Origin of the sequence: Shewanella sp. JNE2 (assembly GCF_023159115.1) — a bacterium.
Lineage (GTDB): Bacteria > Pseudomonadota > Gammaproteobacteria > Enterobacterales > Shewanellaceae > Shewanella > Shewanella putrefaciens.
Window position 1 is genome coordinate 3,515,253 of sequence record NZ_CP096169.1, and the last position, 14,144, is coordinate 3,529,396.

Below are 14,144 nucleotides of genomic sequence, written 5' to 3' on the forward strand. Positions count from 1 at the left end.
CCATAGCCAGATTGACAACAAGTGACCAAATGATAATATAGTCACAAACTATCAATCTTTGGTAAGAATATGCATCTAAAATACTCATCTATTATATTGACCATGGCCTACTTACTGACTGGTTGTACTGTAGGACCTGACTATACCCCTCCGGAACATTCCACTCCCAAGTATTTTTATGGACAGTTTCCCCAAGGCAATCCAGAAATAAATGATGACAGCCATCTTTACGTCTGGTGGGAAAGATTTGGCGATGAGCAGTTGACTCGGTACATCAAGATTGCGCTGAACCAAAATCTTGACTTGGCACAAGCAACAGCCAGATTAACTCAAGCCCAAGCAGGCCTAGGCGCTGCAAATGCGGCCTTGTTACCATCTGGTCATGTATCAGGACAAGCAGCTCGTGCCTATCAATCCGTGGAAACACCACTAGGCCAGATCTTAAACACTAATCCAAGTTTTGACCGTTATGGAAACAGCTACGACGCCAACCTAAGTGCAAGCTGGGAACTTGATTTATTTGGAGGTCTTCGCCGTGACAGAGAAAGAGCGCTGGCAGAATATCAAGCCACATCAGCGGGAATAGCAGCAACACGGCTAGCGATAGCCGCACAAACAGCAAGCATTTACGTCAATATTCGTGAAATACAAGCCCGACTTGATATTGCTCTCAAGCAAGTAGATACGCAGCAACAAATACTCGCAATGACCAATCTCCTCTATAACAAAGGTTTGACATCTGAGCGTCAAGTAGACCAAGCTCAGGCTGCACTCGCCCAATACCAAGCAACGGTTCCTGTTATGGAGGCAAGCTTAGAGACAATGTTGAATGCTCTCGATGTTATGTTAGGCAGTGTTCCAGGCACACATAGGGAAGAACTGACCACGCAATCACCAATTCCATCGACACCTAAAATGATCCAAATGGGGACTCCGGCAGAATTACTGACGCGAAGACCCGATCTTATTATTGCTGAACGTCATCTGGCGGCGTCAAATGCACAGATTGGTGCAGCCATTGCCGAGTACTATCCGAAACTATCACTGAGTGGCCTGCTCGGTAGTGCTACATCAATAGCGGAAGGAAATCTATTAACCCATGGTGCAAATCAAGCTGCTGGTGTACTGGGTTTACGCTGGCGCTTATTTGATTTTGGTCGAATTGATGCCCAGATAACACGAGCTAATGGCCGTGAAGCTGAGATGCTTGCAGCCTATAGACTTGCGGTTCTGAAAGCCACTGAAGATGTGGAAAGCGCATTCTCTACACTGGAAAAGCAAGAGCAACAAACCGTGATACTAACGCAGGGAGTTGGTGCCCTTCACCGCGCCAGAAATGCCTCTCTTTCTGCATACCAGAGAGGTTCAGCTAGCATGATTGAAGTTTTGCAAGTTGACGAAAGTTTATTACAAGCATTGGATAGGAAAACGCTTGCACAAGCAGAGTCGGCAAAGGCTGCCATCACAGCTTTCAAAGCTCTTGGTGGGGGTTGGCAAACAGATAAGGAGAGCCTGTAATATCTGCTTATCCTCTAAATCATTTAAAGCACCATGATTTGAGTAAAGGAGGTAGAGCTCTGACAGTAAGCAATTTGTATCATTACTTAAATTTGGTCAATGACTTTCTCTTTACTTGGTTTTCTTGTAGGGACGAAACTCGCTTTGGGGCAATAGCTTTTAGCTAAACGAACAGCTAGAGGGTTCGTGAAGATTGGCATTGTTGCACCCGTGATCGTTGGCGGCTTGGCCGCCATTTACTATCTGCCCAATATGGATATAAAAATATCGCTTTATGATGATAACAACACGCTCAGTTTAATAATCAAAACCTTGCTGTGCCTTGATACCCGATTCGAATGCGTGTTTCAACGGCTGCACTTCGCTGACAGTATCAGCCAACTCGATAATCGCGCGATGACAAGCACGGCCCGTAATAATCACATGCTGCATGGGTGGACGATTTTTAAGTGCGCTAAGCACACGCTCCACATCTAAATAGTGATAGCTCACCATATAGGTGAGTTCATCGAGCATCACGCAATCTATGCTCTCATCTTGCAGCAGCTTTTCGGCGGCTTCCCAAGCGAGTACAGCGGCGGCGGTATCTTTTTCTTTATCTTGGGTTTCCCAAGTAAAACCTGTGCCCATTACATGAAACTCAACCCCTGCGCCTTCGAGTAAATTGCGCTCACCGCACTCCCAAGTGCCTTTGATAAATTGCACTACCGCGGCTTTTTTACCGTGACCGACGGCGCGGGCCACTGTGCCAAAACCTGAGGTCGATTTGCCTTTACCGTTACCGGTTAACACCAGCAGAATCCCCTTCTCCTCTTGGGCGGCGGCAATTTTAGCATCCACACCGGCTTTCACTTTCTGTTGGCGAGCCTTGTGGCGTTCGGCCTTGATTTGCGCTTGTTCGTTGTCGTTCTGTGCTGTCATGGTCTTCTTTTCACTCTGCTGCTAAAAATGTCTGCTTTTAAAACTTATGTTTCTAAAACTTATGCTTCTAAAATTGGCTGTAATTTTTGCATGTCTAAATGCTCAGCTAACACATCGGCTAAACGATCGAGTTGCTGCTCACGTATTTGATTGATATCTATTGCCTTAGCATCGTTTAATCCCGCCCAGCGCAAAATCAACTGACACGCATCCGGGCTATCAAACAGCCCATGTAAATAAGTGCCAAGGATTTGCCCGTCATCGCTTTGCAGGCCATCGGCAAAGCTCACAGATGTGGATTCAGGGATTAACTGCAAGGGCGCATTCGTTTGTTCAAGCCTAGGGATAAGATAGCTTGATTCACCGCAGTGGATTTCATAGCCCTTCACTGTAACTCTTTGCCCAAGTAACGTTAGCTCACCGCTCACTCGCCGTAACTGTTTTTCGGCTTTGAGTTCTGTGCTTAGCGGTAAATAACCAAGTCCAGCGGTATCACCCGCACTGTCTTCAATGCCTAAGGGATCGGCAATGCTTTGGCCTAACATTTGATAGCCGCCACAAATACCGAGCACTTTGCCGCCGTAACGCAGGTGTGTGGCGATATCTTTATCCCAGCCCTGCTGGCGTAAAAAGGCCAAGTCCGCGCGCACATTCTTACTGCCGGGCAAGATCAATACATCGGCGGCGGGCAAATGAGTGGCGTGATTTGCGGCTTGGGTTTGCAATGACACATAGTCAAAATCGATATCGGGATGCAGCCGCAGCGGATCAAAATCCGTATGATTACTGGTTCGCGGATATACGAGTACCCGCACCTTAAAACGACTCTTCGCCGGCTTAGTGGGCGAATCAACCAGCGCATCTTCGGCATCGAGATGTAAATCATGCAGATAAGGCAACACACCTAAAACAGGCTTTTTTGTATAAGCTTCAAGCCAATCGAGGCCAGATTGCAACAGGCTAATATCGCCACGGAAACGATTGATCACAAAGCCCTTTACCCGCGCCTGTTCGGATTCTGATAATAAAGCCAAGGTCCCGACCAAATGGGCAAATACGCCGCCTTTATCGATATCGGCAATGATAATCACTGGACAATCCACAGCTTCGGCAAATCCCATGTTGGCAATATCACCTTCACGCAGATTGATCTCCGCCGGGCTGCCCGCGCCTTCCACCACTATGGTTTGATACTGGGCCGTCAATCGCTCGAAGGACTCCAGCACAGCGCCAAGCGCCATTGCCTTGTAATCCTTAGATTTAGGCCCAAAAAAGGCCGAGGCTTCCAGCGTCGTCAGGGCTTTGCCATGAACAATAATTTGCGCGCCCGTGTCCGAGCTAGGTTTAAGCAGAATGGGATTAAAATCGGTATGGGGCTCAAGATAACAGGCCACGGCTTGCAAGGCCTGTGCGCGGCCAATCTCGCTGCCATCAATAGTAACCGCACTATTGAGCGCCATATTTTGCGGCTTAAAGGGCGCAACCTTAATCCCCTGACGAGCGAGCAAACGACAAATGCCTGCGACTAAGGTGCTCTTGCCCGCATCCGATGTTGTGCCCTGCACCATCAAGACTGCCGCGCGCCGAGGTGAATTAATATTGGCGGTATTGTCTATAGTGAAAGAAGACGTTGTATTTACAGAAGGCATAGATTAATGACTTACTTAAGTTTGCGGTAACATCCAAGCTAAGCCCCAATACTCATGCAAAGCCGTTATAAACGCATCGATTAAAGCTAAAGTGGTTTTAGCGTTAAGGGTAATCCTGCAACCACTAAGGTAACATTGTCCGCTAAGGTCGCCACGGCTTGGTTTAACCAGCCAGCTTCATCCACAAATTGTCGGCTTAACGCACCTAAGGGTACTATGCCGGAGCCAACTTCGTTACTGATTAAAATCACTACACCTTCAAGCTCGGCAAGGGAATCGACAAACGCATTCTTCTCGTTTTGCCAAGATATCAGCGGATCAAGGCTCGTGTTTTTAGTCGCAATGTCCGCGGCGAAATACCCTTCCGTAGGAATCGGTTCATCTAATTCGGGGTAACAAGCGAGTAACTGGTTAGTTAACCAAAGCGTTAAACAATCCACAAGGATCACACGCCCAGGTTTTGCTAAGTGCTTCAATTGCGTTGTCAGCGCGAGGGGTTCTTCAATTAATTGCCATGCAATACCATCATCTGCACGGTCTTGTTGGTGTTTCACTATACGTTCAGTCATTTCGGCATCCCGTGCTTGCGCTGTAGCAACAAAGCACGCATCAAATCCCAGCGCCGTATATTGGCGCACTAAGGATTCGCCGTAACGGCTCTTGCCGCTACGGGCCCCTCCTACGACTAAATGGATCACAGAATACTTCCAACAATCAGCAGCACAAGATAACAAACAATCTCGCATATTTGTTGTGCCGCGCCTAAAGTATCGCCCGTGTATCCCCCAATCTGACGTCTAAAAATAACGACAATCAAACGGCGTAACCCGATCATCACCAACAACAATGAGAGGGCTGCTAATCCCTTAAGGAATAACAACACCAATACACCGCTGGCAACCAAGATAAATAGCTCATTAATGCCTTGATGCTGAGATAGTGGTTTAGATTTGCTGGTTTCATCATCGCGCACATATTTTTCGGTAAAAATAATGCTCGCAGCAACCACGCGACTCACTGTATGCGCCACGATAAGCGCCGAGCCTGCAACCACGGGATCATAAAGTGCCAATTCAACCAACAACTGCCATTTCAGCAATAACGCTAATATCAAGGCGATAGCGCCATAACTACCAAGCCGCGAATCCTTCATGATCCGCAGTTTATCTTCTGCCGTCCAACCACCGCCAAAACCGTCGAAGGTATCGGCTAGGCCATCCTCGTGGAATCCACCTGTCAGTAAAACGCCAACTAACATGGCTAACAGCACTGATACCCCTGCAGGAAGCCAATTCTGTGTTAACCAAAAGACAATCGCACTTAATAGCCCAATTAACAGGCCCACTAAGCCAAAATAACGGCTCGCCTTATTGAGTTTATCGCTATCAACCTCAACCCATTTAGGCATTGGGATGCGGGTAAAGTAGCCCATAGCAACTAAAAATAAATCTATTTCTTTGTGCCAGCTTTCGCGTTCTGACATAAAGCATCCTTAGTGAATCCACACTTGCTGCAAGGTTTAAAATTAAAACGGTTGGCTAAAAAGTTATTATTTTAAATAAGTAAAATAAACAGCTTAGCTAATGCATATCATACAACAGCCTCAATCCCCGCATCACTAAAACTCGCCATTTGATTGTAAAAATTTACTGCTGCTTGGATAAGCGGTAGAGCCAAGGCTGCACCAGTGCCTTCGCCTAATCTTAGGCCAAGCGATAGCAAAGGTTTAGCCTGCAAAAATTCTAACATTCGCAGATGGCCTTGCTCTTCTGATTGATGGGCAAAAATCAAATAGTCGCGCACATTAGGCGCTATTGTTACTGCGACTAATGCAGCGGCAGTCGCGATAAAACCATCCACAACCACCAGCATGTTACGCTCGGCGGCGGCTAACATAGCGCCTGTCATCTGCACAATTTCAAAACCACCTAAACACGCCAACACTTCTTTTGGTCCAGTTAACGCACTTTGATGTAGCAATAACGCTAGCTCAATCAGCATCAATTTTCGCGCTAAGGTTTCTTGATTAATGCCAGTACCACGGCCAACACAATCAATCACATCGAGCTGCATTATCGCCGCCATAATCGCAGATGCAGCAGAGGTATTGCCTATGCCCATCTCGCCAAAGGCCACCAGATTACAGCCCGCTTGGTGGTGGCGTTCAATCAAATCACGCGCCATCGCAAAGCCTTTATCGACGGTTTCCAGCGCCATGGCAGGCTCTAAATGAATAGCGCCCGTTCCTGCGCCAAGACGTTGATCAATAATGCCTTTACCCCCTTCGATAGGCGTTAAAATACCGCAATCGATCACTTCGAGCTTAAAGCCAACTTGCCGACAAAAAACATTAATTGCCGCACCGCCATGGGCAAAGTTTTGCACCATTTGGCGCGTCACTTCACTAGGGGCAATGGAAACGCCTTCTGCTGCAATGCCATGGTCACCCGCAAACACCAGCATGGTGGGATTCGCTATATATGGCTGATCAGCACCCTGTATGCGAGCTATTTGTAATGCTAAGGATTCGAGCTGCCCGAGGGCGCCAAGCGGCTTAGTCTTAAGATTTATTTTCTGTTGAATCGACTGTTCTTGTACTTTGCTCACAGGGTTAATTTGAAACGACACGGCTGATTGAGACATTCACACTCCACTTGCTAATCCAAATTTAATCACTACGATGCATTCCATGACTCTTTTCCATAGGTCGTAAGCATTAAATTAACGGGTTACTTTTCGCCGCCGCAGGATAATCAAAAAGAAAAAACTCCCTATGGCGGCAGTAATAATACCCACGGGTAACTCTTGATTGCCCAACAAACAACGTGCTAAGACATCAATCCACACCAAAAATAATCCTCCCACCAACGCGGTTAATAATATTGATTGACGACTAGGAAATAATAACCGCACTGTGTGGGGGATCATTAAACCGACAAAACCAATGCCGCCGCAGGTGGCAACCAATACGGCGGTAATCAAGGAGCAAAGCAGCAACATATTGAGCCGCAGCTTAGGCACATTCACCCCTAAGGTATGGGCGGTTTCGTCCCCTGCTTGCAACGCCATGATCTGACGCTTCATCCCTAAAATAATCACCAGACTCACGCCTATCACTAAACTCGGCAGCACTAGCAACGACCAACTGGCCTTAGCGAAACTGCCTAAACTCCAAAAGAGCACTGATGCCGTGGCCTGTGGACTGGCGAAATACAGCAGCAGACTCGTTAATGCGCCAAACATAAAGGAGGTTGCCACACCAGAAAGCAACATGCGCTCCACTTGGCTATTAAGCCCAAGCCCAGACAAGGCAAGCACAATTAACACAGATAAGCTCGCACCGATAAAAGCGCCAAAGGGTAAGCTAAACCAGAGCAGCCCAGCAAAAGCACCCGAGCCGCTAAAAATACCTGAGCTTGCAATTAATGCTGAATGTTCAAATAAACCAGAACCGGTAAAAATCGTCAACATCACCACAGCGCCAAAAGATGCGCCTGAGCTAATGCCAAACAAATAGGGATCGGCGAGCGGATTACGGGTCACGGTTTGCAACACACTCCCCGCCATTGACAAGCCTGCCCCCGCCACAAAAGCCAGTAAAATGCGCGGCAGTCTTAGTTCCATCACAATGCGCTCAGTCATACCATTGGCTTGAACAGGATTCACCACATTATTTGTAAACACTTGAATAACTTCTATAAAGCGGATATTTGCCGCACCAAAGCTCGCCGCAGCAATAGGGGTGACCAAAGTGATGATGCCCAATACAAGCAGCATCAGTTGTTGTCTCGTCAACGGTGTCACAATACGCCCCAAATATGAGAGGAAATGTTGTTTATTCCTCGACATCATCCGCCCTCGCCTCGCTCGTTCAGGCCATGAGCCACATGGTGGTAACCATAAAAATAACTGATTAAGGGCTTTTTATGTTGTGGATGGGGCGATACCTGAGCACACACGCCGAACACATCACCAATGCGCGCCTCTGTTAATACTTCGGTTGGCGTCCCCATAGCGCTGACTTCACCGTTATGGATCAACAACAAACTGTCGCACAGGGCACTGGCTAGATTAAGATCATGAATAGAAGCAATCACGCTGATCCCAAGACTACGCACTAATTCGAGGATCTGAATTTGATAGCGCACATCGAGGTGGTTAGTTGGCTCATCTAGGATTAAAAGCTGCGGCTGCTGCACTATGGCGCGGGCAATCAAGGCGCGTTGCTTTTCACCACCAGATAAGTGCTCATATTGTTGATACCTCTTATGGCTCAAGCCCACTTTATCTAAGGCCTGAGCAATGCGCTCAGCATCCCCACTGGAATTGGTATCGAACATGCCCTTGTGGGGCGTTAAGCCCATGCTAACCAATTGCTCTGTGGTTAGGTCAAAATAATGCGGTGTATCTTGCTGCACGACGGCGACACGGCAAGCAAACGTCTTGGGCGATAAGAGCTCAATATCTTGATCAAAAAGGGTAATTTTGCCCTGAGTCGGGCGCACAAATCGATACAAACAGCGCAGCAAGCTAGACTTGCCCGCACCGTTAGGCCCAATCAGCCCCAGCATCTGCCCCGTTGGCAACGAAAAGTTAATATTGGATAGAATGGTTTTGCCACCGATACACCAGCTTAACTGGCTGACATCGAGTGCGACACTCTGGTTCGTTGACGGACGAGTGTTACTGTCACTCAAACTATGGCTCATTTGGATTGCAGAGAGTTTCACCAACGCGGCGCTCCTAGCGAGTCCAAACCTAGATTAAAAAAGGCTATGTACATTGTTATCTGCTCCCTCGAGTCACCCGCTCGAGAACTAAGGCTGCACGCAGCGATAACAGAAATAGGCAGGTCTCCTGACTTGTAGGGAAAGAAGGTTCTAGGTTCTAGGTTCTAGGTTCTAGGTTCTAGGTTCTAGGTTCTTCTTTTACTACTCACAGTTGCGGGTACAGTTCGGGCTGACTGACAAGCAGCGCCCCGATTCCCTATTATGTTTGGGTTGATATGCACTTTGTTCACAACGCCATTGAGAATGAAAACAACGGAGCGATTCGAACAAGAGAGTCTATTCCCAACACCTATTTCTGCGACGTTATCACTCATTGCGCATGTAATACGCTATCTCGTTCAAACGTCAGGGAAAAGCATTATCCTACATCTATCCCATTAGGCAATGCTGTTTAAATCAGAATATTTTCATGTCAGCTTATTCTCGCCAAACGATCACGCCTACACCATAACTCCTAGGTCGTGAAATAAGGCCTCAACACCTGCGCCCACTTGGCCAATCTAAACGCCAATAGCAGGCACCCTGTTCATCTTGTAGCACATTAATAGTCACCACGGCCGCCACGGGTAAATCAAGTTGACTATAAAACCCCACCGCCCGTTCAACCCCAAGGGCGCGAGCCATTAAGTGACGGATCACCCCGCCGTGGGTCACAACCCACACTTTGGTAGCAGGCATATTGTCACCGCGCTCATTAACGGCACTGTTTTCATTACCCATTTTATGTGAGTCGAGGGTCAATCGTTCAAACTCGGCGGCGAGTATCTGATCAACCGCCCCATTCACCCGCGACTCAAAACTTGCCATAGTTTCACCATTGGGCGGCGGCGTTTGCCAAGGATTTTGCCAATACGCCACTAAGCGTTCGCCCTCTTGTTGATACAGTTCATCGAGCCGACAACCGTCCCAATCACCAAAATCAATTTCCTGTAAACCCGACAAACACTGCGCCTGCAATGGCCTAGTGACTGATACCAACGCCGCTGTCGAATGCAGCTCGGCGGCGAAAGCGTGGGCAAAATCGGCGCAGCGGCATGAAGTCGAGCTATAAATCGCGCTACACACGCTGGCCTGCGCCTCAACCGCTGCCGACATTTGTTGCCAACCCTTTTCGCTCAAAGGCACATCCACACGCCCCCGCAAGATGGCGCCGCCTTCACACTCTCCGTGGCGTAACAATAAAAGCTGCACTTGTTTCATATATGCCTTTAAATAAAGCCTAGGACCTAGCGCCTAGGTGCTAGGCACCAATGCCTAGAGCCTAATGCCTTTGACTTTCATCTTGCCCTGACGATCATAAGTCGCGTATTATGGACGTCTATACGTTTAAATGTCCAAAAACATTTTATAAAAACAAGTATCCAAAAACAAATGTCGATAGACCAGAATAAAATGCATTTTGCATAACAAGGGTCGATGCTTGGACTTAACTTAGCTGTATTTAAGGTAATTATTTATGACGATACCCTCAACCAAAGCCGGCCAGATATTAGCAGACATTCGCAAACAGCTTGCAGAGCGCATTCTGATCTTAGACGGTGCCATGGGCACTATGATCCAAGGCTACAAACTGGAGGAAGAGGACTATCGCGGCGAACGCTTTAAGGATTGGCATACGGATGTTAAGGGCAATAACGACCTGTTAGTGCTCACGCAGCCTCACATTATCAAACAAATTCACACCGACTACTTAAACGCCGGTGCCGATATTATTGAGACCAACACCTTTAACGCCACGACTATCGCCATGGCCGACTACGACATGCAGTCGCTGTCAGCCGAAATTAACCGCGAAGGCGCGCGCCTCGCCCGTGAAGCCTGTGATGAAGCCTTTGCTGCCACAGGCATTCCACGCTACGTCGCCGGTGTGTTAGGCCCCACTAACCGTACGTGTTCGATTAGCCCTGATGTGAACGACCCTGGCTATCGCAACGTCAGCTTCGATGAGTTAGTGACCGCTTACAAAGAATCCACTAAGGCACTGATTGAGGGCGGCGCGGATATCATTATGGTCGAGACCATATTCGATACCTTAAACGCCAAGGCTGCACTGTTTGCGATTGAATCCGTATTTGATGACTTATTTGGACAGCATTCTAACGACAGATTGCCGATCATGATTTCGGGCACCATTACCGATGCCTCTGGTCGCACACTGACTGGCCAAACGACCGAAGCCTTTTACAATTCCCTTCGCCATATCAAGCCCTTATCTATCGGTCTAAACTGCGCCCTTGGGCCAAAAGAATTGCGCCCCTATGTGGAAGAATTATCCCGCATTAGTGAGTGTTATGTGTCGGCGCATCCGAATGCAGGCCTGCCGAACGAGTTTGGCGGTTACGATGAAACCCCAGAAGATATGGCGAACGTGATCGAAGATTGGGCGCGCGAAGGCATGCTCAACATTATCGGCGGTTGCTGTGGTAGTACGCCTGAACATATTCGCGTTATTCGTCAAGCGGTTGAAAAATATGACCCTCGCGTCTTACCCGACATTCCGGTTGCCTGCCGTCTTGCGGGTTTGGAACCACTCACTATCGACGCCCAAACCCTGTTTGTGAACGTGGGCGAGCGCACCAACGTCACAGGTTCTGCCAAGTTTTTAAAACTGATTAAAGAAGGCAAGTTCGAGCAGGCGCTCGATGTCGCCCGTGAACAGGTTGAAAGCGGCGCGCAGATCATCGACATCAATATGGACGAAGGCATGCTCGATGGCGTGGAGATCATGCACAAGTTTTTAAACTTGATTGCCTCTGAGCCGGACATCAGCCGCGTACCGATTATGATCGACTCCTCTAAGTGGGAGGTGATTGAAGCTGGCCTCAAATGTATCCAAGGCAAGGGGATTGTTAACTCGATTTCCCTTAAGGAAGGCGAAGCCAAATTTATCGAGCAAGCTACCTTAGTGAAACGCTACGGCGCGGCGGCCATTATCATGGCATTCGACGAGCAAGGCCAAGCCGATACTAAAGCGCGCAAAATTGAGATCTGTACCCGTGCCTACCGCGTGCTGGTCGATAAGGTCGGCTTTCCGCCAGAAGACATTATCTTCGACCCCAATATCTTTGCGATTGCCACGGGTATTGATGAACACGACAATTATGCTGTCGATTTTATTGATGCCATTAAAGCAATTAAAGCCACCCTGCCCCATGCGATGATTTCGGGCGGCGTGTCGAACGTGTCGTTCTCGTTCCGTGGTAACAACCCAGTGCGCGAGGCGATCCACGCGGTATTCCTGTACCACGCGATTAAAGTCGGCATGGATATGGGGATTGTGAACGCGGGTCAGTTAGCCATTTACGATGATATCGACCCCGAGCTTAAAGTGCGCGTCGAAAACGTGGTGCTTAACTTGCCCTGCCCAGTTGAAGGCTCGAGCAATACAGAGCAGTTACTTGAAATCGCAGAGAAATTCCGCGGTGATGGCGCGCAGGTGGGTAAGAAAGAAGATTTAGAATGGCGCTCTTGGCCAGTTAATCAGCGTTTAGCCCATGCGCTCGTTAAAGGCATCACCGAATTTATTGATGAAGATACCGAAGCCGCTCGCCAAGAAGCGAAACGTCCACTCGATGTGATTGAAGGCCCACTGATGGACGGCATGAATGTGGTCGGCGACTTATTTGGCTCGGGCAAGATGTTCCTGCCACAAGTCGTTAAGTCTGCGCGGGTGATGAAAAAGGCCGTGGCTTACCTCAATCCCTTTATTGAAAAGGAAAAAGTCGCAGGTCAGTCTAATGGCAAGATATTGATGGTGACCGTAAAAGGTGACGTGCACGATATCGGCAAGAATATCGTCGGCGTAGTGCTCGCCTGTAACGGCTTTGAGGTATTCGATTTAGGCGTGATGGTGTCGGTGGAGCGAATTCTCGACGCCGTGAAAGAACACAATATCGATATCATCGGCATGTCGGGCCTTATCACCCCAAGCCTTGATGAGATGGTGCATAACGTGAAAACCTTCCACCGCGAAGGCTTAACTATTCCAGCAATTATCGGCGGCGCGACTTGCTCAAAAATCCATACAGCGGTAAAAATCGCGCCCCATTATCCCCATGGCGCTATCTATATTGCCGATGCGTCCCGCGCTGTGCCAATGGTCAGCAAACTGGTGAATAACGAGACACGCCAAGCCACCATTGATGAAACCTATGCCGAATACGACGATATGCGCACCAAGCGTTTATCCCAAGCCAAGCGTAAAGAGATTGTTTCACTGGAGGCCGCCCGTGAAAACCGCTGCCAACACGATTGGGCCAGTTACACCCCATTCAAACCCAATGTGCTCGGTCGCCAAGTGTTTGATGATTATCCATTAGAAGATTTAGTTGAGCGTATCGACTGGACACCGTTTTTCCGCTCGTGGGAGCTGCACGGCCATTACCCTGAAATCCTCAGCGATAAAGTGGTCGGCGTTGAAGCGCAAAAGCTGTTCGCCGATGGTCAGGCCATGCTTAAAAAAATCATCGAAGAAAAGTGGCTCACGGCGAAAGCGGTTATCGGCTTATTCCCCGCCAATACCGTGAATTACGACGATATTGAACTCTATACCGATGAGTCGCGCACTACAGTTGAAATGACCACCCATCACCTGAGGATGCAGCTTGAGCGGGTCGGTAACGATAACTTCTGCCTTGCCGACTTTGTAGCGCCAAAAGATAGCGGCGTCGCCGACTATATGGGTGGTTTTGCGGTCACTGCGGGCCATGGGATTGATGAACATGTGGCACGTTTTGAAGCCAACCACGACGACTATAACGCCATTATGCTCAAATGCTTAGCCGACCGTTTGGCCGAAGCCTTTGCCGAGCGGATGCACGAACGGGTACGTAAAGAGTTTTGGGGTTATGCGGCCGACGAGCAGTTAAGCAACGAAGCCTTAATCCGCGAGAAATACAAAGGTATACGCCCCGCACCGGGTTACCCAGCATGCCCAGACCACACCGAAAAAGGCTTGTTATGGGACTTGCTCAAGCCCGATGAAACCATCGACTTGAATATCACCGAAAGCTACGCCATGTTCCCCACAGCGGCAGTATCGGGCTGGTATTTCGCCCACCCGAAATCCCGCTATTTTGGTGTAAGTAATATCGGCCGCGATCAAGTGGAAGATTATGCCAAGCGTAAAGGGATGACTGTAGCTGAGACAGAGAAATGGCTGGCGCCAGTGCTTGATTATGATCCTGACTGATTGGGATCTGCAATCACCCGCAGGGCTTAAACTTTCAAACTTCGTTTGAATTAAGCGTTAAAGTCGTGGGGCTTC

10 protein-coding genes and 1 riboswitch are annotated in these 14,144 nt (G+C 48.5%); of the genes, 2 read left to right on the forward strand and 8 right to left on the reverse strand.

Going from position 1 to position 14,144, the window contains the following annotated elements:
* The first annotated feature begins 69 nt into the window (after positions 1-69).
* A complete protein-coding gene (locus MZ182_RS15800) occupies positions 70-1,518 on the forward strand; it encodes an efflux transporter outer membrane subunit (protein WP_248068203.1) in 1,449 nt (482 codons plus the stop codon).
* A gap of 297 nt (positions 1,519-1,815) precedes the next feature.
* Here the strand turns inward: MZ182_RS15800 and cobO are convergent, their stop codons facing one another.
* From cobO to MZ182_RS15840, 8 genes are all read right to left on the reverse strand, one after another.
* The gene (gene cobO, locus MZ182_RS15805; protein WP_011919831.1) at positions 1,816-2,439 is read right to left on the reverse strand and encodes a cob(I)yrinic acid a,c-diamide adenosyltransferase; all 624 of its coding nucleotides are present in this window, start codon (positions 2,437-2,439) and stop codon (positions 1,816-1,818) included.
* Positions 2,440-2,498: 59 nt separating this feature from the next.
* Entirely contained in the window at positions 2,499-4,088 is a 1,590-nt protein-coding gene (locus tag MZ182_RS15810; protein ID WP_248068201.1) for a cobyric acid synthase, read from the reverse strand.
* A gap of 86 nt (positions 4,089-4,174) precedes the next feature.
* Complete coding sequence (cobU, locus tag MZ182_RS15815; RefSeq protein WP_011788364.1) at positions 4,175-4,786, reverse strand: bifunctional adenosylcobinamide kinase/adenosylcobinamide-phosphate guanylyltransferase; 612 nt, start codon at positions 4,784-4,786, stop codon at positions 4,175-4,177.
* Positions 4,783-5,571 (reverse strand): adenosylcobinamide-GDP ribazoletransferase, encoded by a 789-nt coding sequence (locus tag MZ182_RS15820; RefSeq protein WP_011788363.1) that lies wholly within the window; start codon positions 5,569-5,571, stop codon positions 4,783-4,785. The genes cobU and MZ182_RS15820 overlap by 4 nt, the downstream gene beginning before the upstream one ends.
* A gap of 107 nt (positions 5,572-5,678) precedes the next feature.
* The gene (gene cobT / locus MZ182_RS15825; protein ID WP_248068199.1) at positions 5,679-6,731 is read right to left on the reverse strand and encodes a nicotinate-nucleotide--dimethylbenzimidazole phosphoribosyltransferase; all 1,053 of its coding nucleotides are present in this window, start codon (positions 6,729-6,731) and stop codon (positions 5,679-5,681) included.
* Between the two features lie 78 nt (positions 6,732-6,809).
* Positions 6,810-7,937, reverse strand: a complete 1,128-nt coding sequence (locus tag MZ182_RS15830; protein WP_248068219.1) for a FecCD family ABC transporter permease — start codon at positions 7,935-7,937, stop codon at positions 6,810-6,812.
* A complete protein-coding gene (locus tag MZ182_RS15835; RefSeq protein ID WP_248068198.1) occupies positions 7,937-8,818 on the reverse strand; it encodes an ABC transporter ATP-binding protein in 882 nt (293 codons plus the stop codon). Before MZ182_RS15835 ends, MZ182_RS15830 begins: the two co-directional genes overlap by 1 nt.
* Positions 8,819-8,917: 99 nt before the next feature.
* Positions 8,918-9,132: riboswitch (cobalamin riboswitch) on the reverse strand.
* A 220-nt stretch (positions 9,133-9,352) separates the two neighbouring features.
* Positions 9,353-10,078 (reverse strand): histidine phosphatase family protein, encoded by a 726-nt coding sequence (locus MZ182_RS15840; RefSeq protein ID WP_248068196.1) that lies wholly within the window; start codon positions 10,076-10,078, stop codon positions 9,353-9,355.
* A 256-nt stretch (positions 10,079-10,334) separates the two neighbouring features.
* On the opposite strand from MZ182_RS15840, the gene metH reads away from it, so the two are divergent.
* Positions 10,335-14,069, forward strand: a complete 3,735-nt coding sequence (gene metH / locus MZ182_RS15845) for a methionine synthase (protein ID WP_248068194.1) — start codon at positions 10,335-10,337, stop codon at positions 14,067-14,069.
* Positions 14,070-14,144: the final 75 nt, after the last annotated feature.

Coding starts and splice junctions, on each gene's coding strand:
- MZ182_RS15800 (WP_248068203.1), top strand. CDS start 70: ATGCATCTAAAATACTCATCTATTATATTGACCATGGCCTACTTACTG.
- cobO (WP_011919831.1), bottom strand. CDS start 2,439: ATGACAGCACAGAACGACAACGAACAAGCGCAAATCAAGGCCGAACGC.
- MZ182_RS15810 (WP_248068201.1), bottom strand. CDS start 4,088: ATGCCTTCTGTAAATACAACGTCTTCTTTCACTATAGACAATACCGCC.
- MZ182_RS15820 (WP_011788363.1), bottom strand. CDS start 5,571: ATGTCAGAACGCGAAAGCTGGCACAAAGAAATAGATTTATTTTTAGTT.
- cobT (WP_248068199.1), bottom strand. CDS start 6,731: ATGTCTCAATCAGCCGTGTCGTTTCAAATTAACCCTGTGAGCAAAGTA.
- MZ182_RS15830 (WP_248068219.1), bottom strand. CDS start 7,937: ATGTCGAGGAATAAACAACATTTCCTCTCATATTTGGGGCGTATTGTG.
- MZ182_RS15840 (WP_248068196.1), bottom strand. CDS start 10,078: ATGAAACAAGTGCAGCTTTTATTGTTACGCCACGGAGAGTGTGAAGGC.
- metH (WP_248068194.1), top strand. CDS start 10,335: ATGACGATACCCTCAACCAAAGCCGGCCAGATATTAGCAGACATTCGC.